The sequence below is a fragment of the Hymenobacter ruricola genome, assembly GCF_015694525.1.
GTDB lineage: Bacteria > Bacteroidota > Bacteroidia > Cytophagales > Hymenobacteraceae > Hymenobacter > Hymenobacter ruricola.
On record NZ_JADQDM010000001.1, the window covers coordinates 769,990 to 790,983 of the forward strand.

General features: G+C 64.1%; 16 protein-coding genes. 8 read left to right on the forward strand and 8 right to left on the reverse strand.

What is annotated here, in order from left to right:
* Window positions 1–20 precede the first annotated feature (20 nt).
* The 3 genes from I2H31_RS03415 (at window position 21) to I2H31_RS03425 (ending at window position 4,707) form a co-directional block, all read left to right on the forward strand.
* Entirely contained in the window at window positions 21–974 is a 954-nt protein-coding gene (locus I2H31_RS03415; RefSeq protein WP_196291583.1) for an HNH endonuclease, read from the forward strand.
* A gap of 565 nt (window positions 975–1,539) precedes the next feature.
* Window positions 1,540–3,384, forward strand: a complete 1,845-nt coding sequence (locus I2H31_RS03420) for a T9SS type A sorting domain-containing protein (protein ID WP_196291584.1) — start codon at window positions 1,540–1,542, stop codon at window positions 3,382–3,384.
* Between the two features lie 159 nt (window positions 3,385–3,543).
* Window positions 3,544–4,707 (forward strand): serine hydrolase domain-containing protein, encoded by a 1,164-nt coding sequence (locus tag I2H31_RS03425; protein ID WP_196291585.1) that lies wholly within the window; start codon window positions 3,544–3,546, stop codon window positions 4,705–4,707.
* 11 nt (window positions 4,708–4,718) lie between these two features.
* Here I2H31_RS03425 and I2H31_RS03430 read toward each other — a convergent pair whose 3' ends face one another.
* From I2H31_RS03430 to I2H31_RS03445, 4 genes are all read right to left on the reverse strand, one after another.
* The gene (locus tag I2H31_RS03430) at window positions 4,719–6,620 is read right to left on the reverse strand and encodes a hypothetical protein (RefSeq protein WP_196291586.1); all 1,902 of its coding nucleotides are present in this window, start codon (window positions 6,618–6,620) and stop codon (window positions 4,719–4,721) included.
* 36 nt (window positions 6,621–6,656) lie between these two features.
* Window positions 6,657–8,558: a phosphoglycerate dehydrogenase gene (gene serA / locus I2H31_RS03435; RefSeq protein WP_196291587.1), complete on the reverse strand. Its 1,902-nt coding sequence runs from the start codon at window positions 8,556–8,558 to the stop codon at window positions 6,657–6,659.
* Between the two features lie 60 nt (window positions 8,559–8,618).
* Window positions 8,619–9,152 carry a hypothetical protein gene (locus I2H31_RS03440; protein ID WP_196291588.1) on the reverse strand — a complete coding sequence of 178 codons (534 nt, stop codon included), beginning with the start codon at window positions 9,150–9,152 and terminating at the stop codon, window positions 8,619–8,621.
* A 225-nt stretch (window positions 9,153–9,377) separates the two neighbouring features.
* Window positions 9,378–10,826, reverse strand: a complete 1,449-nt coding sequence (locus I2H31_RS03445) for a ligand-binding sensor domain-containing protein (protein WP_196291589.1) — start codon at window positions 10,824–10,826, stop codon at window positions 9,378–9,380.
* A 139-nt stretch (window positions 10,827–10,965) separates the two neighbouring features.
* Here I2H31_RS03445 and I2H31_RS03450 point away from each other — a divergent pair, with 139 nt between their 5' ends.
* Together I2H31_RS03450 and I2H31_RS03455 are read left to right on the forward strand one after the other, a co-directional pair.
* The gene (locus tag I2H31_RS03450) at window positions 10,966–11,325 is read left to right on the forward strand and encodes a hypothetical protein (protein WP_196291590.1); all 360 of its coding nucleotides are present in this window, start codon (window positions 10,966–10,968) and stop codon (window positions 11,323–11,325) included.
* A gap of 79 nt (window positions 11,326–11,404) precedes the next feature.
* Window positions 11,405–13,399, forward strand: coding sequence for a M1 family metallopeptidase (locus tag I2H31_RS03455; protein WP_196291591.1), 1,995 nt, complete (start codon window positions 11,405–11,407; stop codon window positions 13,397–13,399).
* Between the two features lie 149 nt (window positions 13,400–13,548).
* On the opposite strand, the gene I2H31_RS03460 is transcribed toward I2H31_RS03455, so the two are convergent.
* Together I2H31_RS03460 and I2H31_RS03465 are read right to left on the reverse strand one after the other, a co-directional pair.
* Window positions 13,549–13,980, reverse strand: coding sequence for a DUF983 domain-containing protein (locus tag I2H31_RS03460; protein ID WP_196291592.1), 432 nt, complete (start codon window positions 13,978–13,980; stop codon window positions 13,549–13,551).
* A 141-nt stretch (window positions 13,981–14,121) separates the two neighbouring features.
* The gene (locus I2H31_RS03465; RefSeq protein ID WP_196291593.1) at window positions 14,122–14,985 is read right to left on the reverse strand and encodes a helix-turn-helix transcriptional regulator; all 864 of its coding nucleotides are present in this window, start codon (window positions 14,983–14,985) and stop codon (window positions 14,122–14,124) included.
* A 355-nt stretch (window positions 14,986–15,340) separates the two neighbouring features.
* Between I2H31_RS03465 and I2H31_RS03470 the strand changes: the two genes are divergently transcribed.
* From I2H31_RS03470 to I2H31_RS03480, 3 genes are all read left to right on the forward strand, one after another.
* Entirely contained in the window at window positions 15,341–16,369 is a 1,029-nt protein-coding gene (locus I2H31_RS03470; protein WP_317192171.1) for a transglutaminase-like domain-containing protein, read from the forward strand.
* Between the two features lie 323 nt (window positions 16,370–16,692).
* On the forward strand, window positions 16,693–17,172 hold the full coding sequence (locus I2H31_RS03475; protein WP_196291594.1) for a hypothetical protein: 480 nt from the start codon (window positions 16,693–16,695) through the stop codon (window positions 17,170–17,172).
* A complete protein-coding gene (locus I2H31_RS03480) occupies window positions 17,169–18,794 on the forward strand; it encodes a tyrosinase family protein (RefSeq protein ID WP_196291595.1) in 1,626 nt (541 codons plus the stop codon). Before I2H31_RS03475 ends, I2H31_RS03480 begins: the two co-directional genes overlap by 4 nt.
* A gap of 431 nt (window positions 18,795–19,225) precedes the next feature.
* On the opposite strand, the gene I2H31_RS03485 is transcribed toward I2H31_RS03480, so the two are convergent.
* The gene (locus I2H31_RS03485; RefSeq protein ID WP_196291596.1) at window positions 19,226–20,188 is read right to left on the reverse strand and encodes an aldo/keto reductase; all 963 of its coding nucleotides are present in this window, start codon (window positions 20,186–20,188) and stop codon (window positions 19,226–19,228) included.
* A gap of 154 nt (window positions 20,189–20,342) precedes the next feature.
* Window positions 20,343–20,825, reverse strand: a complete 483-nt coding sequence (locus I2H31_RS03490) for a DinB family protein (protein WP_196291597.1) — start codon at window positions 20,823–20,825, stop codon at window positions 20,343–20,345.
* Window positions 20,826–20,994: the final 169 nt, after the last annotated feature.

Below are 20,994 nucleotides of genomic sequence, written 5' to 3' on the forward strand. Positions count from 1 at the left end.
CCCTGAAAGCAACCAAGCCCATGGATTTCTACGTCGGCGTCACAGATAAGTGCTGGTTTGACTTTCTGCGGCAGGAGCCGCGCGAAGACGTGAATTTCTGGAAGCCGCTGGGTGGAGGCAAGAACTTTGGCGCCGTGCCGTCGGGGGCCCCGTTTCTGCTGAAGCTTAAGAAGCCGTTTCACTGCATCGCGGGGGCTGGCTTTTTCACCAACCAGATTGATTTGCCGATTTTTACGGCCTGGGAAATGTTCGGGCCCCGCAACGGCTTCGGCGACTATTTCGACTTTGCGCAGGCTATTCGAAAATACCGGGCCGCCAACGGCAAGCCCGCCGAAGCCAATCCGGTCATCAGCTGCCTGGTCTTAACGGCCCCCCTCTTCTTCCGCCAGCCCGACTGGATACCCGCGCCCGAGAGCTGGGGCAATTCCATCGTGACCGGCAAGGTGTACAACACTAGCGAGGCAGTGGGCGGCCAGCTGTGGGCCGACGTGAGCGCCACCATGCTCCGGTACCGGCAGGATTCGCTGACGCAGGAACTGGCCACCACTGATTCGCTGGTTTTGGAGTCGCCCGGCATCTACCGCGAGGCGCTGACGAAAGTGCGCGTCGGCCAGGGCGCTTTCAAAGCAATGGTAACGCAGGCTTACGAGAAGAAATGCGCCATTTCGGGCGAGAAAACGCTGCCCGTATTGGAAGCCGCCCACATTCAGCCCTTCTCGCAGGCCGGCCCCAACTCGCTCGGCAATGGCCTGCTGCTGCGCTCCGACCTGCACAGGCTCTTCGACCGGCACTACCTCACCATCGACGCTGACGACCGCACCGTGCACGTGAGCAGCCGCATCCGCGAGGAATTCCAGAACGGCAAGGAGTACTACCAGTTCGATGGCAAGCCGCTAAAAGTGCTGCCGAAGCTGCTGGCCGACCAGCCGGCGAAGCAGTACCTACAGCACCACAACGGCCTGTTCATGCCGTAAACGATGACGTTCGGGCTGCACGTATTCAGGATGCTGTAGCTCAAGGCGTGCCCAGCGGTGAGATGTAGGCGTCGTTGTTTCAACGGCCCGGTTGGCAGTGTACTCATTGGCTGCGCAGTGCGGCACCCGCTGTACGTTGCCCAGGGGGCCAGTGACGCCGGCCGTGCTCATGGCGGTGGCAAACAGCGCTGAGAGTAGCAGTGGCCGAATCAGTCGGTGTGCAGAGCACCCCGCCCCCGACGACTGTAGAATGGAGATAATCCGCGGATTACAACTGGTGTTCGACGAGCTAATGGCTTATGGCTGCGCCGAAACAGGCGGAGTTGTCGCGCCGGAAGCGGGACCGCATTTTCAGGAAAACCCGCCTGCCGCAGTTTGGGTGCGCCCATCCTGCTTACCCGGCTGGCCCAGGCCCGCCCTTCGCTAGGAAACGACCCGGGTTGAACGAGGAAAGGCCGGAGTTAAACGACGAGGAAAAATAGATAGTCGGCACGCCTAACAAATTTGCATCGTCAAGTCGAAACAACCACGACTGGCCTTCCAAACGCCTTTTTCTCCTCTCAACATGTTCGCTCCCATTACCTCCGCTGATTTTACGTTTTCCCTGCGCCGCACCTTGCTGGCCGGTCTGGGCCTGCTGGCCCCGGTCGCTGTGTCGGCCCAAACCATTGCCGCCTTTGCGCCCACCACGGCCGCCGCGGGCGCCACCGTCATCATCACGGGCACCAACCTGGCCGCCACCACCTCGGTGCAGCTCAACGGCCAGAAGATGCGCATTGTGGGCACGCCCACGGCCACGTCGGTGTCGGTGATAGTGCCGCCGGCTGCCGCCACTGGCCGCGTGCGCCTCACCACCAGCACCGGCACGGTGCTGGCCGGGCCCAAGCTGGGCGTCACCCGCAAGTCGTCGGCGGTGAGCTACGGGCAGCAGAGCACGGCCTTCACTGGCACCACGGCCGCCGGCAGCTACTCCACGCCCACCACCGGCGACCTCAACAACAACGGCCTCGTGGAGCTGCTCATGGGCCAGGGCGACGGCACCATCATACTCTACGAGCAGGCGCAGGCCAACTCGCTCACCCTCAACGCCGGCGTGCTCCTCAAAAATGCCGACGGCACCACCCTCGACGTGGGCAACTACGCCAAGCCCACCGTGGCCGACCTCGACGGCAACGGCCTGCTGGAGCTGCTGGTTGGCGAAGAAACCGGCACCGTGCTGCGCTACGAGCAGTTGGCCGCCACCGGCGCCAACGCCCTGCTGTTCAACAAAACCACGCTCTTCACTAATCCCTTCGGCACGGCCACCAGCGCAGCCCCCAACGGCGGCTCCTACGCCCGCCCCACCGTGGCCGACCTCGACAACAACGGCCTGCTCGACATCCTGGTGGGCGGCAACGACGGTACCATGCGCCGCTACGAGCAAGCCACGCCCAACGCCAGCACCACGGCCGGTTTCACGGCCTGGGGCCAGGTGAAGCTGGCCAACGGCACCGTCATCGACGCCGGCGACGTGGACAAGCCCCTGCTCACCGACTACAACGGCGACGGCTACCTCGACATGCTGGTGGGCACCAAGGCCGGCACCGTGATGCTCTACACCCAGTCGGGCCTGAACGGCGTCACCTTCAACGCCATCGGCAACCTGACCACCGATGGCACCTCGGCCGGCCTCATCAACCTGGGCGCCTCCGGCACCAACGCCAGCAACGTGGGCGGCTACGCCGCCCCGGCCGTGACGGACCTGGACGGCGACGGCCTGCTCGACCTCTTCCTGGGCAACGGCAACGGCAGCATCTTCCGCTACGAGCAAACGCAGTCGGCCCTCGCGCCCTCGCTCTCGGCGCCGCTGCCCGTGCAGCTCGTGTCCTTCGAAGGCCACGCCACCGCCGCTGGCAACCGCCTCAACTGGGCCACGGCCACGGAAAAGAACAGCGCCGCCTTCGTGGTAGAAGCCTCCGCCGACGGCAAAGCCTTCGCTTCTGTGGCCGAGTTGCCGGCCGCCGGCCGCAGCACCACGGCCCGCAGCTACGAGTACCTCGACGCGTCGGCCACGGCCCAGGCCGCCCCGGTGCGCTACTACCGCCTGCGCCAGGTAGATGCGGACGGCACCACGGCTTACTCGCCGGTGGTAGTGCTGAACCGCGCCACGGCCAGCGCCCCCGCCACGGTGGACGCCTACCCGAACCCCTTCGCCCAAACTCTGGCCGTGGCCCTGCCCGGCAGCGCCGCCCCCCAAGCCGTGGCGGTGTCGCTGAGCACCCTGACCGGCCGCCCTGTGTATGCCGCTACGCTGGAGCTAGGCACCGCCCCGCAGGCCCTGAGCGCCCTGCCCGAGCTGGCCGCCGGCGTGTACGTACTGCGCCTGACCACGGCCAGCGGCACCTTCACCCGCAAGGTGACGCGCCAGTAAGCGGGCAGCTTCTTCGCTCGGCTCTCGTGAAAAAAGCGCCGGTTTCCAGACCACTGGAAGCCGGCGCCTTTTGCTTTGCTGATGCCATTGGCATTCACGGCTGTTACGAGCGAAAGCGGTTTATTTACGGCGAATTATCAGGGGTTAACGGCTCGCATTATGAAAAGCACTTTTGTGTTTGGGCTGCTGCTGTTGCTTGCGCCGCTGAGTAGCCGGGCGCAGTCGCCAGCCGTTTTTTATACGCTGGACGGCCGCCGGTTGCCCGCGCCGGAAATCAACCGGCTGGTGCGACAGCTCATGGACACGGCCCGCATTCCCGGCCTGGCCCTGGCGCTGCTCGAAAACAACCAGGTGCAGTACCTCCGGGCCTACGGTTTTCGCAACCTCGAGACCCGCGCTCCGCTCGAAACCAGCACGGCCATGTACGGCGCCTCGCTCAGCAAAGCGGTGTTTGCCTGCCTCGTGATGCAGCTGGTGCAGGAAAAGCGCCTCGACCTGGACCGGCCCCTGCACACCTACCTGCCCAAGCCGCTGCCCGAATACGACGCCTACCGCGACCTGACCGGCGACGAGCGTTGGAAGCTCCTTACGGCCCGCATGTGCCTCACACATACCACCGGCCTGCCCAACTGGCGCTGGATTTCGCCCGACAAAAAGCTGCATTTCAAATTTGCGCCCGGCGCGCAGTACTGGTACTCCGGCGAAGGCCTGCAGCTGCTGCAATTAGTCATTGAAACCATCACCCAAAAAGGCCTGGTGAAGCTGAGCGCCGAACGAATATTCCAGCCTCTGGGCCTGGCACATACCAGCTACGTGTGGCAGCCGGCCTTCGAAGCCAACTACGCCCTGGGCTACGACGAGCAGGGCCAGCCGCTGCCCAAAACCAAGCGCACCAAAGCCGGTGCGGCTGGCTCGCTCGAAACCACACCCGCCGACTACGCCGCCTTCCTGGCCGCCTTGATGCAGGGCAAGCTGCTGAAAAAAAGCACGATGGCCGAAATGACCCGCGCCCAGGTGCGCATTCTCTTCAAAGGCCAGTTCGGGCCCATGGCCACCGTGGCCGCGCCCGACAGCAACCGCGCCATTGGCCTGGCTTACGGGCTGGGCTGGGGCACGTTTGAGTCGCCCCACGGCCACGCCTACTTCAAAGAAGGCCACGACGACGGCTGGGAAAACCACAGCGTCGTATTCCAGGACCGCAAAAAGGCCATTCTGCTGCTGAGCAACAGCTCCAACGCCGACAAAATATTCAAAGAGCTGCTGGAGAAGCTGCTCGGCGACAAAGCCACGCCCTGGCAGTGGGAGAATTACGTGCCGTACTAAGGGCCCGCTGGTCAGAAAGCAGGTTCTCCCGTGTCATCTCGGGGCGTCTCGAAGAGGTCGGGCTGCGCTTGGTGCAAGGCCTCGTACTGGCGGGGCGTGAGGAAAATGAGCCCTTCGCCGTCTGCACAATCGTAGAACTGCCCGGCGGCGTGCTGCTCTTGTAGGGCGCGGTTGATGAGCTCGGTGGCTTTGGGGTCCATCCAGTCGCTCTTCACGGCCAGTTGGGCGCGGTAGCGCTGGCCGCCCAGCGTGAAGCCGAAGGGCACCGTGGCCGTGGTCGGATAGTCGGGGCCAAAGCCGTCCTGAACCTGGGTCGGCGCAAAGCCGCCGCGCGACATCGCCGCGAGTTCCCGGGCCAGGGCCGCGTAGGGGTAGGGCGGGTTGGCCGTTTCGCCATCGGACACATACAGCATGCGCGGAAAACACAGCAGGATTTCGGCGAAGCTGGCCTTCTGGCCGGCCAGGGCGTCGCGCCGGCCCCGGGCTATTTCGGCGGGTGAAAGGTGGGCGAAAAGGCCCAGCGCCTGATAAGTAGCCAGCAGCTGCTCGACGCCGGCCGAGCTAAAGCGGTTGTCGTGCGATTCCTGCGACAGGAAGTAGCCGTTGGTGCCCCACAGCCGGCGCTGGGCCGCCGTCATGGCAAGCAGGCCCAGCCGCTCGCTGCCGTACACCGACTGGGCATCGGGCGTGTGGGCCTGGTACAGGCGCAGGGGCGAGTTGCGGTCGGCCAGCCAGCGGTTGAGGCTTTGGTGAAACTCTTCGCTGGGGCCGGGGTCCGCCTCGGGGTTGGGGTCGGAGCCGTCGCGCCGGCGGTAGCTGTGCACAAAGGTGTTGGCGTAGCGCCGGCCCTCGGCCCGGAAGCTGATGGTAACGGTTTGGCTCAGCAAAGCAAGCCCCTCGTCTTTGAGGCCGGTGGTCACGTGCAGGTCGGTGTAGTGCAAGGCGGGCAGCAGCGCCTGCGCCTGCCGAAAGAGCGCGGGGTAGAGCTGCTGCGGGGCCTGCTCCACGGCGCGCAGGTCCACGATGCGGCCGTGCTCGCAGTAGCCCACCACGTCGAACGGGCTTTTTAGCTGGTTGGGCCGGGTTTCGCGCGTGAGGCGCCGCCGCTGGGCCGCGCTGAGCAGGCCGGCTCGCTCCAGCTTCTGCAGCCATTGCTGTTGCTCCGCGAAGCCTTGCGCAAAGGTTTCGGGGCGCTGCATGAGGTCTGCGGCCCGTTGGCACACCTGCATCTCGTTGAAGAGCGTGCCGCGTTGCAAGCCCTGTTGCAGCTCCCGGTAAGCGGCCGCGTCCAGCAGGCCCACGGCCTGCAGGTCGCGGGCGGTGCGGGTGCGGGTTTTGCCCCACACGCTGCGCCGCTCGCTAATCCAATGCTGCCCGCCCGTCGGCGCGATGCTCAGGGGCGGGTAAATGGTCCAGCCGCCCGGCGGCAGCGAGTCTTCGGCCGGAATGGCCTGCTCGATTTTGCAGCGGGCGGGTTGCTGGTCGAAGCGGTAGCGCACCAGGGCGCTGGTGTCGCCGCCGAAGCGCTTGAGCTCCTGTGCAAACTCCTGCCGCGCCGCCCGGCTCTCCTCCGAGTCGGGGGCCTGCCCGGCAATGAACAAGTCACTGCTGGCAACGTCCGGCATCCGGTAGGCGCTCTCCGCCTGAAAGGCCTCGGCGCAGAAATTCAGGACCGAAGCCCGGGTGGTGCCGAACACTTCCTGGCTGTTCTGCGTGAGCGGGTCGGTACGCTCGTACTTCAGCTCATTGTGTTGCATTCGGCGCAGCAGCTCATCGCGCCCCGCCGCGTTCAGCACGCCGGCGCGGTAGAGCTTTTCGGCAAAATCGGCGTTGGGCCCGGCGTTCCGCTTGCCGGTCCACCACACGCCGGCCGCCAGCAGCAGCGCCAGGCCCAGAATGAGCAGTGCTTTCATCGCGCGTCAGAAAACAGGGTCCGGCCGAACATTCGCCTAGTACAGCACCCGGAACTTGATGGTGTGCGCCACCGCGCGCAGGGCCTGAATCACCTCCTGGTCGTACTCGCGGTTGATGTCAGTGATGACGTAGCCGATGTTTTCGTTGGTTTTCAGGTACTGGCCGAGGATGTTGACGTGGTGGGCGGCCAGCACGTTGTTGATGTTGGCCAGCACGCCGGGCACGTTGGCGTGGATGTGGATGAGGCGGTGGGCCTGCTGCGTGGGCAGCTGGATGTTGGGGAAATTGACCGACTGCTGGGTGTTGCCGGTGTTGATGTACTGCATGATGCGCTCAGGCACAAACTCGGCAATGTTGCGTTGGGCCTCGGCCGTGCTGCCGCCGATGTGCGGCGTTAGCAGCACGTTGGGCAGGCCGCGCAGCTCGTTCTCGAAGGTTTCGTGGTTGGTTTTGGGCTCGTACGGGAATACGTCCACGGCCGCGCCGCCGAGGTGGCCGCGGCGCAGGGCGTCGGCCAGGGCGGGCACGTCCACCACGTGGCCGCGGGCGTTGTTGAGGAACAGCGCGCCGGGCTTCATCAGGCCAAACTCGCGGGCGCCGATGTAGTTGGTGTTCTCCTCCCGGCCGTCGATGTGCAGCGTCACCACGTCGGCCTGGGCCAGCAGCTCGTCCAGGGTGCGGCACTTCACGGCGTTGCCGAGCTGCAGCTTTTCGGCCACGTCGTAGTACACCACCTTCATGCCCACGGCCTCGGCCACCACGCTCAGCTGCGAGCCGATGTTGCCATAGCCCACGATGCCCAGCGTCTTGCCGCGAATCTCGAACGAGCCCTTGGCCGACTTATCCCACTCGCCGGCGTGCATTTTGGGGTTCTTTTCCGGGATGCGGCGAGCCAGCACGATGATTTCGCCCAGCGCCAGCTCCACCACCGAGCGGGTGTTGGAGAAAGGGGCATTGAACACGGCTACGCCCTTTTTCATGGCGCCGGTGAGGTCAATTTGATTCGTGCCGATGCAGAACGCGCCAATGGCAATCAGCCGGTTAGCCGCCTCCAGCACGCGCGGGGTCACCTGCGTCTTGCTCCGGATGCCCAGAATGCTCATGCCCTCGATGCGCGCAATTAGCTCGTCCTCGTCCAAGCCGCCGGGCACGGTGTCCACTTGGTAGCCTTCCTGGGTGAACAGCTCCTGGGCGCGGGCATCAGGGTTTTCGAGAAGCAGGACTTTGATGCGGTTCTTGGGGTACGAAAGAGTCATGGGAAGTTTTAGTTGGTACAAAAACTCGTCGAAGGTTGGCAGCACTTCGTCGGCGTGGGCCACCACGCTGGGACGGGTAACATTCTCAGTGTAAGCGTAGAAGCGGTGGGCCAGGCCCGCTTCGCGGATTTGGTAGTCGGTATACCCGTCGCCCAGCACGTACACCGGCCCGTCCAAATCGAGCAGCACCAGCTGGCGAATCTTGCCGCCGTCGCGGCTCAACACGTTGGCCGGGTCGCAGCCGGTGATGTTGCCGGCGTCATCAAAAGTGAAGGTGTTGGCCAGCACGTGCTCGGGCGCGATGCCGAATTCGGCCACCACCGGCTCGATGAACTCGCGGAAGCCGCTGCTCACCACGTAAATCCGGTCGGCAAACTGCCGGAAGAAGGCGCCGTTGCGCCGGATGCTTTCGCTCACCTTGGTTTGGAGGCGGGCCACGAGCGGGGCCAGGTGCTTCTCGTTGGCGCCCAGCAGCGCCAGCCGCCGGCTCAGCGACTCCTGGAAGCCGATTTCGCCGGCCATGCCCTGGTCGGTGAGGGCCTTGATTTGGGCCACCACGTCGGCCTGGTTGGGCTGGCCTTGCAGGGCAATGTCGGCCAGCTCATCGAGCCCTTCAACCTGGGTGAAGGTGCTGTCAAAATCGAAAACGAGGTAGGGCAGGGGGGCAGCGGGAGCGGACATGCCCACAAAGATGGGCGCGGCGGCTGCCAGTTGGAGACTTCGGGGAGAATTATAACCTTCCTATTCCCTTTTTTTCAATGCCAACACCGACGTGTCGTCCGGGTCGCGGCCCTGAATACCCAGTCGAAACGTCTGTGCTTGCCGAATAACCACGACTTGATAAAAGTCGTCGGGGCGGGACAGCACAAGGGCCGGCTCGAAGGGCGGCGATTCCCAGTTTGGCATGGCCCAGGTGCCGCGGGACGGGTGCATCAGGCTGCTGGTAAGGACGTAAGTAGAGTCGGCGTTGAGAGTGAGCGAAACCGTTGATTCCAGGTTGGCGTCGCTATGCTCTTTGTCAACCACATACTGGCCAACCAAGTCGGCGCGGGCAGGCGTGAAGTACGTGGCGTCGGTGTACCAGCCCCAAAGCCCGGACCCTGCCGCCGCCAGCAGAAGCAAGTAGAGAGGCAGTAGAAAAAAGTGGCTCCGGTGAACAGCGGCGGGCCTGGAGCGGCTGCCGTTGCGATTTAGCAGGAGCATCAGCAGCCCAATTGCCCCCGACCCGAACGCGAACAGGATGTACAGAAAGAACAGAGTGCCAAGCAAGTCCATGGTCAGAATTTGAGCCCAGCAGGTTTCGGTTTACGTCGCTCCTCTGCTTTTCGCGGCAATGCCGCTGTCAGCAGTTACCGCGCTTTATCGTCCGTTGGTTACCCGAAAAGCCCCGGCCCGAAGGCCGGGGCTTTTCGGGCCGGGGCGCGGCGTTGCAACGTTGCCCGGCAAACCCTGTCCTGTGGCCGTCCGCTTCTGCCGCCTCGCCCGCCGCCCGGCAACGCCTTAGCGCGGCTGCAGCTTCAGCAGGCCGGCGTGGGTGGCGCCCCACAGCGTGCCCTCGGCATCGAGCGAAATATCGGTGATGACGGTGCTGGGCACGGCCGAGTTTTCGGGCGTGAAAAGCGTCCACTCCTTGCCATCGAACCGGCACAGGCCCACGCGGTTGACGCTGGCCCACACCACGCGCCGCTGCTGGTCGATGGCCACGTCCAGCACGTCGTTGCCGGGGTAGCCGGAGTTGGCGGCCGTGAAGACTTCCCACTTGCCGTCGGGGGTGTATTTGGCCAGGCCGCTGTGCTGCTTGCTCTTGTCCGCGTCGTACAACCCAAACCAAATGGCGCCGTCGGCGTCTTCGGCGGCGCAGGTGAACGTGGCGCTGCCCAACGGCGTGGGGCCGTTGGTGAATACCTCCCGCGCGTCCTCGTGCAGCCGCACCGTGCCTTTGTAGGAACTGACCCACAGGCGGTTTTTGCGGTCCACAAAAGTGCCAATGGTCATGCCGGCCGGCAGTTGGCTGTTTTGGGCGGTGAGGGCACTCCATTTCGTGCCGTCGTAGCGCGCCAGGCCGTGGCTGCCGCTGAAATACACGTTGCCGTTGGCGTCGGCGTGGATGCCCGTAATCCAGCGCAACGGGGCGGAAGTGGAGTCGAAGCGCGTCCAGGTGGTGCCGTCGTAGCGGTAGGCTGCGTAGCCCTCCGAAAACCACTTGTTGTTGTGGGCGTCCACGGCGCCGTCCAGCAGGCCTACTTTGTTGTCGCCTTTCGTGCGCAGGCCCGAGTTGGAGGCGTTCAGCAGGGTCATGCGGCCGTGCTCGATTTTGACTAGGCCGTTGTCGGTGCCCACCCACACGGTGTTGTTCTGGTCGGGGCAAGCCACGCGCATCATGTCCCACGGCACGATGGAGTTCTGCTGGGTAAACACTTCCAGCTTCGCGCCCTTGGGATGCGCGGGGTATTGCTGGCGTTTGTTCAGGATTTCGACGGTGCCCACCGACTTCAGGTTGGTTTGCTTCGAAAAGTCAAAGCGCTGGTACGTCACGGCCGCCTGGCCGCCCTCAAACGCAAACCGCAGGCTGGACGACGCATTCACGGGCTTGCCCTTCTCCTGGGCCGGCGCCCAGGGCCCCATCCCGTTGATGAGCCCGCGCAAGTTGAGCTGGGCCAGGGCTTGCGGCCCCAGGTTGCTCACCTGGCTGAGGACGCAGGGGTGCCCCGCCGAATCGACCAGCACCTGCACCAGGGCCAGGCCCTTGAGGCGTTTGGTGGCTTCGGCGGGCAGTTTTTCCCGGAAATACGCCGTCAAATCGGCTGGATAGGCCGCCTTGGGCTCGCCGCAATCGAGGCAGAAGTGAGAGAGATGGCACCCGTCGAATTTCTCCGGATAGATGTTTTGGCCGCTTGTGCGCAGCGCGGCGCCGAATACCAGCAGGAAAAAACAGTAAAACAGCTTCATACGTCCATGACAAAAATTAGGGAGTGGGCAAAGCTAAGCACGAGCCGTAGCAACGGCTCCCGGGGCTGCAGGCGGCGCCACGTGGCTCGGTTGAGCGGCCTGGCGCGTACTTGCGCTCCGTTCACTTGTTCGTTTCGCCATGCCCCAGCGCCTGCTTTTCGTGTACAACGCCGACACCGGCCTGCTGGCGGGCCTGAAAGACACGTTCCACAAAATCCTTTCGCCAGGCACTTACCCGTGCGCGCTGTGCGCCGTGACCTACGGCGCCACCCGCATGCGGCCGCAGTGGCGGGATTTCATCAAAAGCCTGCCCGTGCCGGTGGAGTTTCGGCACCGCGACGAGTTTGAGCGCGAGCATCCGCAGTGGCGCGGGCACCGGCTGCCGGCCGCTTTCGCTGTGGCCGAAACCGGCGCGCTGACGCCATTTATTGACGCCAAGGAAATGGCGGACGCCGACCTGAACGACCTGATGCAGCTGGTGCGCCAAAAGCTGGCGTAGGGGCGGGGCCGCGCCATTACCTTTGGCAAAAAACAGACGATTTCCGTTCTTTTTTGTCACTATTCTTCCCCTTTCCTTCATGAAATCTACATTTTTGCTGAGCGCGGCGCTGCTGCTGGCGGGCCCGGCGGTGGCCCAGTTTCAGGGGCCGCCGGCCGGTACTGGCCCGGCCTACGATGCCCGCGCGCTGTTCTACCCCTCGTTTATTGAGCAACTGGCCACGCCCACGCGCACGGCCGGCGGCCAGCCCGGCGCCCAGTACTGGCAAAACGCGGCCGACTACAAAATCAACGCCCGCCTCGACGACCAAGCCGCCCGCGTGACGGCCTCCGTCGACATCACCTACACCAACAACAGCCCCGACGCCTTGCCCTTCGTGTGGCTCTACCTTGAGCAGAACCTGTACAAGGAAACCTCGCGCGGGGCGGCCGTGACGCCGGTGGGCGGCGGGCGCTTCGGCAACGGGGCGCGCGGCTTCCAGGGTGGCGACTCATTGCAGAGCGTGACCATTGAGCTGCACGGCAAGAAAATGAAGGCCAACTACCGTGTGCAGGACACCCGGATGCAAATCATACTGCCCGAGGCGCTGAAGCCCAAAGGCGACAAGCTGGCCATCCACGTCGACTACGGCTTCAACGTGCCCGAGTACGGCTCCGACCGCCTGGGCCGTCTGAAAACCAAAAACGGCGAAATCTTTGAAATTGCGCAGTGGTACCCGCGTATGGCCGTGTACGACGACGTGGAAGGCTGGAACACGCTGCCCTACCTCACGGCCGAGTTTTACCTCGAATACGGCAACTTCGACTACGCGGTGAACGTGCCCGCGAACTTCCTGGTGGGCGGCTCGGGCGAGCTGGTGAACCCCGGCGAGGTGCTCACCAGCGCCCAGCAAAGCCGCCTGGCCAAGGCCGCCGGCTCCGACCAGACCGTGACGGTGCGCTCGGCGGACGAGGTGACGCAGGCGGGCTCGCGCCCCAGCGGCAAAAATGGCCGCCTGACCTGGCACTTCAAGTGCCAGCGGGCGCGGGATGTGGCCTGGGCCGCTTCGGCGGCTTTTGTGTGGGACGCGGCCAAGATGAACCTGCCCAGCGGGCGCAAGTCCTTGGCCATGTCGCTCTACCCAACGGAGGTGGCCCAGGACACGGCCTGGAACCGGAGCACGGAGTACGTGAAGAAGAGCATCGAATACAACTCGAAGCAGTGGTACGAATACACCTACCCGGTGGCCACCAACGTGGCCGGCGTGGTGGGCGGCATGGAGTACCCGGGCATCGTGTTTTGCGGCGCCAAGGCCCGCAAGGCCAGCCTGTACAGCGTGACGGACCACGAGTTCGGCCACAACTGGTTTCCGATGATAGTGGGCTCGAACGAGCGCAAGTACCCGTGGATGGACGAGGGCTTCAACACCTTCATCAACATTCTTTCCTCTAATAATTTCAACAACGGCGAGTACGCCAAGCAGCTGAACGACACCGCCCGGCTGGTGCAGGGCAACATTCGCTACATGACGGACCCGGCCACCGTGCCGCCCTACACCGTGCCCGACGTGACGCCCTCCAATTACCTCGGCTACGCGGCCTACAGCAAGATGGGCTACGGCCTGTTTCTGCTGCGCTCAGAAATCCTTGGGCCGGAGCGGTTCGACTACGCTTTCCGCACCTACATTCGGCGCTGGGCCTTCAAGCACCCGCAGCCGAAGGACTTTTTCCGGACTATGAACGAGGCCAGCGGCGAGGATTTGAGCTGGTTCTGGCAGGAGTGGGTGTACAACAACTGGACGCTGGACCAGGCCGTGACCACCGTCACCTACGTGAACCAGGACCCCGCCCAGGGCGCCCTCATCACCATTGAAAACAAGGGCCAGGCTGCCATGCCCGTGACGGCCGACGTGACGGAAACCAACGGCAAAAAGTCGCGCGTGAAGCTGCCCGTCGAAATCTGGCAGCGCGGCGGCACCTGGACCTTCCGCTACAATTCCACCACGCCGCTCACGCTGGTGCGCCTCAACGCCACCAAGCTGCTGCCCGACGCCAACCCTTACAATAACGTGTGGCGGGCGCAGACGCTGCGGTAGGAAGGAGGAGTTAAAAGTTAAGAGTTGGGGCTGTCATCCTGAGCGGAGCGAAGGACCTTTTCACGTTTGCATCGTCTTGATTACTGCCAGTCGTTCAGCGTGAGAAGGTCCTTCGCTGCGCTCAGGATGACAGCCTTAACTTCTAACCCTTAGCTCTTAACTCCCTTCCGGTACTGCACACCGCCGAACAAGTACAGCATCAGGGCGCGCGAGTAGCGCAGGATGAGCGGCGTGAACAGGACCGTGACGCCGGTGATGATGCTCACGTACACCCACGTATCGGGGTTGTCCAGGAGGTAGTAAATCAGCACGCCCAGCCCCAGGAAGGTGGCCACGTTGAAGGCGAAGGTGATGAACATGGAGCCAAAGTAGAAGCCCGGCTCGGGTTCGAAGCTTTGGCCGCACACGGGGCACTGCTCGGGCATCTGGGCAAAGCGAGTCACGTTCAGGGCCGAGGTGCTGAAGAGCTTGCCCTGGTGGCAGCGCGGGCAGCGCAGCTGCAGCAGCGCCAGCGCGGTGGAATCGACGAATTCGGACGTATCGGTGGGGTCGGCCATAACCGGGGCGGAAGAGGGATGCATGAGGCGGTACAATTTATACGGGAGAATGCGGCCCGCGCCCATGCGCGAGAGGCCGGCGCGGCAGCTGCCGCATTGATGTCCCAAAATTACCGGGCGCCCGGCCCGGGCTCGCAGCCCGCTTCCGGCTTCTTACAGGACAAATCAACGCTGCTGCCGGAAGGCCTCCGGCGTGGTGCCGGCGTACTTGCGGAAGTAGCGCACGAAGTACGAAGCGTCCTCAAAGCCCAGCTCATACGCCACCTGGGCCACGCCCAGCCCGGAGTGGCTCAGCAGCCGCTGCGCCTCCGTGATAACCCGCTCGTGGATGAGGGCGCTGGCCGTTTTGTTGAGCACGCGGCGGCACAGGGCGTTGAGGTGGTTGGCCGAAAGGTGCAGCAGCTCGGCGTAGTCGCGCACGCTGCGCTTGGTTCGGTAGTGCTCGTTGAGCAGCGCGCCGAACTGGCGGATTTGCTGGAGCGCGGGGCCGGTTTCGGCCTCGGCGGGCGGGGCGGGGCAGTGGCGGGCGCTGAGCTCCAGGGCCAGGTGCAGGTAGCTGCGAAACACCTCAGCCTGATTGGTGTAGGGCGCGGTGTACTCATCCAGCAGGCACTCGAACAGGGGCCGGATTTCGGTTTCGGTGGGCGGCAGGTAGAGCACGGGCGGGTGCGCGCTGCCGAAGAAGGGATAGGCGTAGAGCCCGTTGCCGGGGTAGCGAAACAGGTAGAAATCGGCCGAGAAAAACACTACGAAGCCGCGCGTCTCCGGCCCCAGCCGCCACTGGTGCACCTGCCCCGGCGCCAGAAAAAACACGCTGCCCGGCCTTAGGTCATACGTTACCAAATCAACGGTGTGCGTGCCCGTGCCTGCGGTGATGTAGAGCAATAGGTAAAAATCGTGGGCGTGGGCCACGTTGACGTGCGGAAACCGGACGACGTGCGTTTCCAGCCGCTCGGCGTAGTAGGGCGCGGGCGGGTGTGCCTGGGGAAACGAGGCGAGGGCCAGTACCGGCAGGCCAGTGGGTTTCATGCCCCAAAAGTAGTGGCTGCCCTCTCACGCCGGTTTGCGCAGCTCTCCGGAGGTCGGTACACAAGCGTCGGAGGGGCTTTCCGAAACTTCGGAGAGAGTTTCAGAGGCGTCGGAGGTGAGTTTGCAAGCTTCGGAGGGAGCTTCAACGCCTTCGGAGGGCCGTTCGCGGCTTGCGGCGGGGGCGCCGGCCGTACCTTTGGCGCACTGCTGGGGTCTGGTTGGCCCTGACTGGCGGGCGCCCGCGCGGCGTCGCGTGGGCGGGCATTGCACGTTGCGTTGGTCGTCTAATGGAAGCCGTTGGGTTTTCATCCAGCTCGATTGACGCCCGCCAGCAGCGACTTGTTGCCCCGTTTCCGTGAACCTTTCCTTGTTGAACCGCCCGGCCGTGTGGGCCGGGCTGCTGGGCGCGTGCGTGCTGCTGCCCGGCTACCGCGGCGCCAAACCCGCGCCCACGCCCGCCGCCCCGCGCAGCCGCACGTTCGTGCTCACCAGCACCGCCACCGTGCCCGTGCCGCCGGCCGGCACCAAAAACCTGGACCTGTGGCTGCCCGTGCCGCACGCCGACGCCAGCCAGGACGTGCGCGACCTCAAAATAGAGTCGCCGGTGCCCTACAAAATTGAAAAGGGGGCTTACGGCAACCAGATGCTGCATTTGCAGCCCGCCGCCGTGCCCACCGCGCCGCTGGTGGTGAAGCTCACGGCCCACATCACGCGCCGCGAGCACCTCAACCTGCGCGCCAACGCCCCCACGGCCAAGCCTGCCAAGGAAAAAGCCGACCCCAACATGGCCCGATGGCTCGGCCCCGACCGCCTGGTGCCGCTCGATGCCAAAATCAAGCAGCAAGCCGAAGAAGTAGTGGCCAAAGCCGGCGCCAAAACCGACCTCGAAAAAGCCCGCGCCATCTACGAGCACGTGGTGAGCACCGTGACCTACGACAAAAGCGGCCAGGGCTGGGGCCGCGGCGACATCTACTACGCCTGCGACGCCCGCCGCGGCAACTGCACCGATTTCCACGCCATCGTCATCGGCTACTGCCGCAGCCTGGGCATTCCGGCGCGCTTCAGCATTGGCCTGCCGCTGCCGCCCGAGCGCGGCAAGGGCGAAGTGAAAGGCTACCACTGCTGGGCCGAGTTCTACACCCCGCAAACCGGCTGGGTGCCCGTCGACGCCTCCGAAGCGGCCAAGAACCCCGCCAGGCGCAACTACTTCTTCGGCGCCCACGACGAAAACCGCGTCGAGTTCACCCGCGGCCGCGACGTGGAGCTGGCGCCCAGGCAAGCCGGCCCGCCGCTCAACTACTTCGTGTACCCCTACGCCGAAGCCGACGGCCGGCCGCTGGAAGTGGCCCGCACCTACGAGTTTGCCGACGTGGCGGCGCAGTAGGGCCCGGGCATCGGGTGGCCGCAACCCAACTGCCGGCCGGGCCAGCCACCAACCGCAAAAGCCGCCCACCGGGGACCGAAACATTCGCGTCCCCGGTGGGCGGCTTTTTTGCCTTGATGTCCCGAAACTGCCCGGCAAAAGCCGGACGGGTCACGCATAAGCGTTTGAGTAAGTGACTGGTTGGGCAGCGGAAAAGGCGGCGCGGGCAACGGATGCAGGTAGAAATACGGGGCGACCAAATCGGGTGTTTCTACGTGGAGGAAGGCATTGGCCGTGGCCTACTTTTGCCAGGCTTCTACCACTTAACCAGCTACTTGATAGACATGGATGCTATCGCCAACACGGCTGCCTGCGGGTGCGGCTGCTCCCAGCCGGCACCACGCCTTCAGCCCTCGCGGGCCCGGGGCCGGGCAGGGCGCCTGGCCAAGTCCGTGCCCGCGGCGCTGGTCAGCATCGGCATTGCATTTTTTCCCAAATGCCCGCTCTGCTGGGCCGCTTACATGAGCGTGCTCGGCAGCATTGGCATCGCGCGGCTGCCGGCTTACCAGCCCTGGATGCTGCCGGCGTTGATGGGCTTGCTGCTGGTGCATTTGTACCTGCTGTTTCGGCAGCTGGCTGCCCGGCGGTACTGGCCGTTTGCGTGCAGCGTGGTGGGGGCGGCCTGCATCCTGCTGGCCCGCAACGTGTTTCCGCTGCAGTCCTGGCTGGCCCTGGCCGGAATCGGCGCGCTGGTAACGGGCTCACTCCTTCAAAACTTCTCGCTCACTTCCTCATCGCTAACCAAAACCGATTTACCCGCATGAACCCCACCGCTTCCCTTCGCACCCGGCGCTCCATCGTGGAGCTACAACAAGACCACGCCGCCGGCAACCCCAAGCCCCTGGACGACCTGATGCGCGCCTGGAAAGGCATCAAAGAGCTGAACCCCGACGACCCCCGGTCTTTTTTTAACCTGGGCGGCTACCACGGCGAGCCTTTCCGGGGCGAGGGCGAAACCAACGGGGCGTACTGGGGCGGCTACTGCAACCACGGCAACGTGCTGTTTCCCACCTGGCACCGCGTGTATTGCCTCAAGGTAGAAGAGGCTTTGCAGAGCATTCCCGGCTGCGAGGACGTGATGCTGCCGTACTGGGACCAGACCACGGCCGAAGCGCTGGCGCAGGGAATTCCGACGGCCCTGACCGATGCGACCTACACGTTTGCGACCGGCGAAAAAATCCCCAACCCCCTCCTGTCCTTCACTTTCCCGGTGGCCATCGTCGACCAGGTGGGGGGCGATAATTCCGAATACAGCAAGCCGGCGGGCTACGAAACCGTGCGCTACCCGCTGTCGGGCCTCGTGGGCACGCCCGCCGACCAGCAGCAGACCACGACACACAACGCCCAGTACGCCGACTACGACCAGAACGTCAAGCTGCTCAACGGCAACATTGTCCGGTGGCTGCAGCACGATTTCGAGGTAACGCCCGATGAGCCCATTCAGCCGGCTCAACCCATCGGGATACTCAAGGAGTTTGAGCAATGCTTGCAGGCGCCCAACTACACCGTGTTTTCCAACACCACTTCGGCGCAGGAGTGGAACACGCAGCCCGAAAACCAGAACAACCAAGTGATGCCCCTCGAGCAGCCCCACAACGATATCCACCTGGCTACCGGGGGGTTCGACGTGCCGTCGCAGGGGGATTTTTCTCCCATCCCCGATGCCAACGGCGACATGGGTGAAAACGACACCGCCGCGCTGGACCCCATTTTCTACTTCCACCACTGCAACGTGGACCGGGTGTTTTGGCTGTGGCAGAAGCGGCACAACGCCGTCGACCAACTCGAAATCATCGACGGCTACCACGGCACGAGTTCCTCCGACAGCCAGGGCCCAACCCCCGGTTTCGCCCCCGATACCCCGCTGAACCTCGACTCGCCTTTGAACCCGTTTCAGAAGCTGGAAGGCGGGCAAATCTACACCTCCCGCGACTGCATCAACATCGAAACCCAGCTGGGCTACACCTACAGCCCGGGCTCGCTGGAAGACCTGCCGCCGGTAGCGGCCACGCAGGCAGCCCCGTTGGTGGCCTCGCCGGCAGCCCCGGCAGCAGCCCCGCAGGCGGCGGTTAAGCTGAAAACCCTGCACGTTTCCCGCATCAACAAAGCGCCCATCAAGGGGTCGTTCATCGTGGTGGCGTATGCCAACGTGGGCGGAAAAAAGCGGTTGGTGGGGTATAAATCGGTGCTGAGCCGCTGGGATTCGGGCTACTGCCTTAATTGCCAAACGCATTTGGAGGTGAAGGCGGCTTTTCCGCTCATGGCCGTAAATCCGGAGGGCCTGACCGAGGACGACTTCACGGTTGAGCTCATCACCCGCGGCCACAACGCGCCCCAGCGCGAGGCCTTGCTGGCCAAAAACCCCTACTTGCTGGAATTGCGGTAGTTGCCGGGTAGCAGGCCGGAATCTTTTTTACGCCCCCGAATCGGCGCGCATCCGCTTAGCACCGGCTGCGCACCGGCTCGGGGGCGTTGCGCGTGGCGGCGGGTTGCAAGCCAGCAGGGGAATCAAGGCCGGGTCGGCTATCTGTTTTTGCAAGCCAGTGGCCAGCAGCTTTCTGTGCCCGCATGGTTCTCCGCTTTCAACAACCGGCCCCGCCGCTGCGGGCATGCCGTGGAAAATATGGGCGAGGTAGCCGACCGCTTTATTCGCGTTGAATACAAGCAGTAAGGCTGGAAATAGAGGATACAAGAACGGTCATGCTGAGCTTGTCGAAGCATCTCGCGTGTGGTAGTAATTCTTTTCTTGCGATTGGATTACTACCACACGCGAGATGCTTCGACAAGCTCAGCATGACCGTTCTTGTATAATGGCTTTTACTCGGCCTTCGCCGGCTGCGCCTGCTCCAGCGTCTGCAAGTCGTCGGCGGTCAGGCGCAGCTCGGTGGCTTCGAGCAGTTCCGTGACCTGGCCCACGCTGGTGGCGCTGGCAATGGGCGCCGTCACGGCGGGTGCCTGCATCAGCCAGGCCAGCGCCACCTGGGCCGGCGTGGCCGAGTGCCGGTCAGCCACCGCATCGAGGGCCGTGAGGATGGCTAAGCCTTTTTCATTCAAATACTTCTGGCCCACGCCGCCGCCGCGCGGGCTCTTTTGCAAGTCGGCTTCGGAGCGGTACTTGCCGGTGAGGAAGCCGGCGGCGAGGCCGTAGTACGGAATGGCGCTGATGTTTTCTTCCAATAAAATGGCCGCCAGGTTCTTCTCGAAATCCTCTCGGTCGTAGAGGTTGTAGAGGTTTTGCAGCGTCTCGTAGCGTGGGAAACCGTGCTGCTGGCTGGCAGCCAAGGACTCTTGCAGGCGCTCTTTGGTAAAGTTGGAGGCGCCGATGGCGCGCACCTTGCCTTCCTTCACCAGTTGGGCGTAGGCTTCCAGGGTTTCCTCCACGGGCGTGGTGGGGTCGTCTTTATGCGACTGGTAGAGGTCGAGGTAGTCGGTTTGCAGGCGCCGGAGCGAGCCTTCCACGGCGCGCAGGATGTAGTCTTTCTTCAGGCCTTTGTTATCGGCGTTTACCTCCCAGCCCACTTTGGTGGCGATGACGACGTCGTCGCGGCGCCCGCGCCGCTGCAGCCACTTGCCGATGATGGTTTCGGACTCGCCGCCCACGTGGCCGGGCACCCACACCGAGTAGCCGTCGGCCGTGTCGATGGCGTTGCCGCCGCCCGCCACGAAGGCGTCGAGTACGGCGAAGGAAGTAGCCTCGTCGATGGTCCAGCCAAAGACGTTGCCGCCCAGCATGAGCGGCGAGATAGAGAGGCCGGAGCGGCCGAGTTCACGGGTTTGCATAGCGAAAAAAGCAGTGTAGGAATGAGCTGCACTAACCGGAAAAAGGGGCCGAAGGTTGGGCTGACGGCCGTTCCGTAGCGTGGACTCTGCGAGTCCGCGCTTAGACGAATACCCCTTAGTGCGCGGACTTGCAGAGTCCACGCCACGGTACGGGCTAGGTCCGGATGGCGTCGGTATCCACCGGCGTGTAGCCCAGCTGCCGGCTCATGCTCAGCACCTGGCCTTTGTGGTGAAACTCGTGGGTAATGACGTGGGTGAACAAGTGCAGCGGCGAAAACGGCTGGGGCACCCGCTGGCGCGGCACCGCCACCGGCACGGGCTCCAGCCACCGGCCGGCAAAGTGCTGCCCGAAATCCGCCACCAACGCATCGGCTTCCCCAAAAAGCCGCCGCAGGGCCGCCACGTCGGGCACGGTTTCGGGGGCCGGCCGGGGCCGCGCAGGGCGCTGCAGCGCCGATTGGCCCAGCCAGAAATCGTAGCAGGCCGCCATGTGCACCAGCAAGTCGCGGATGCTGCTGTGGTTGAAGGCCGCCACGGGCGCCACAAAGTGCGCGGGGCTGAGCGTGGCGCAATAATCCAGCAACGCCGCGCGGGCGCTGCGAACCAACTCGTATTGTTGCGAAAAAGCAGCTTCCATGAATGAGGTAAGCGTTAAACAAAAAAACAGAACGTCATGTCGAGCTTGTCGACACATCTCGCGTGGGGCAGTAATCCTTGTTGATTAGTGGTGGCACGCGAGATGTCTCGACAAGCTCGACATGACGGCCAAAAAAGCCGCAAATCAGGGCCGCTTTGTTTAGAAAGCG

What these genes read in the sequence shown, in the direction of transcription:
- I2H31_RS03415 (WP_196291583.1), top strand. Translation starts at nt 21, where the DNA reads ATGGATTTCTACGTCGGCGTCACAGATAAGTGCTGGTTTGACTTTCTG.
- I2H31_RS03420 (WP_196291584.1), top strand. Translation starts at nt 1,540, where the DNA reads ATGTTCGCTCCCATTACCTCCGCTGATTTTACGTTTTCCCTGCGCCGC.
- I2H31_RS03425 (WP_196291585.1), top strand. Translation starts at nt 3,544, where the DNA reads ATGAAAAGCACTTTTGTGTTTGGGCTGCTGCTGTTGCTTGCGCCGCTG.
- I2H31_RS03430 (WP_196291586.1), bottom strand. Translation starts at nt 6,620, where the DNA reads ATGAAAGCACTGCTCATTCTGGGCCTGGCGCTGCTGCTGGCGGCCGGC.
- serA (WP_196291587.1), bottom strand. Translation starts at nt 8,558, where the DNA reads ATGTCCGCTCCCGCTGCCCCCCTGCCCTACCTCGTTTTCGATTTTGAC.
- I2H31_RS03440 (WP_196291588.1), bottom strand. Translation starts at nt 9,152, where the DNA reads ATGGACTTGCTTGGCACTCTGTTCTTTCTGTACATCCTGTTCGCGTTC.
- I2H31_RS03445 (WP_196291589.1), bottom strand. Translation starts at nt 10,826, where the DNA reads ATGAAGCTGTTTTACTGTTTTTTCCTGCTGGTATTCGGCGCCGCGCTG.
- I2H31_RS03450 (WP_196291590.1), top strand. Translation starts at nt 10,966, where the DNA reads ATGCCCCAGCGCCTGCTTTTCGTGTACAACGCCGACACCGGCCTGCTG.
- I2H31_RS03455 (WP_196291591.1), top strand. Translation starts at nt 11,405, where the DNA reads ATGAAATCTACATTTTTGCTGAGCGCGGCGCTGCTGCTGGCGGGCCCG.
- I2H31_RS03460 (WP_196291592.1), bottom strand. Translation starts at nt 13,980, where the DNA reads ATGCATCCCTCTTCCGCCCCGGTTATGGCCGACCCCACCGATACGTCC.
- I2H31_RS03465 (WP_196291593.1), bottom strand. Translation starts at nt 14,985, where the DNA reads ATGAAACCCACTGGCCTGCCGGTACTGGCCCTCGCCTCGTTTCCCCAG.
- I2H31_RS03475 (WP_196291594.1), top strand. Translation starts at nt 16,693, where the DNA reads ATGGATGCTATCGCCAACACGGCTGCCTGCGGGTGCGGCTGCTCCCAG.
- I2H31_RS03480 (WP_196291595.1), top strand. Translation starts at nt 17,169, where the DNA reads ATGAACCCCACCGCTTCCCTTCGCACCCGGCGCTCCATCGTGGAGCTA.
- I2H31_RS03485 (WP_196291596.1), bottom strand. Translation starts at nt 20,188, where the DNA reads ATGCAAACCCGTGAACTCGGCCGCTCCGGCCTCTCTATCTCGCCGCTC.
- I2H31_RS03490 (WP_196291597.1), bottom strand. Translation starts at nt 20,825, where the DNA reads ATGGAAGCTGCTTTTTCGCAACAATACGAGTTGGTTCGCAGCGCCCGC.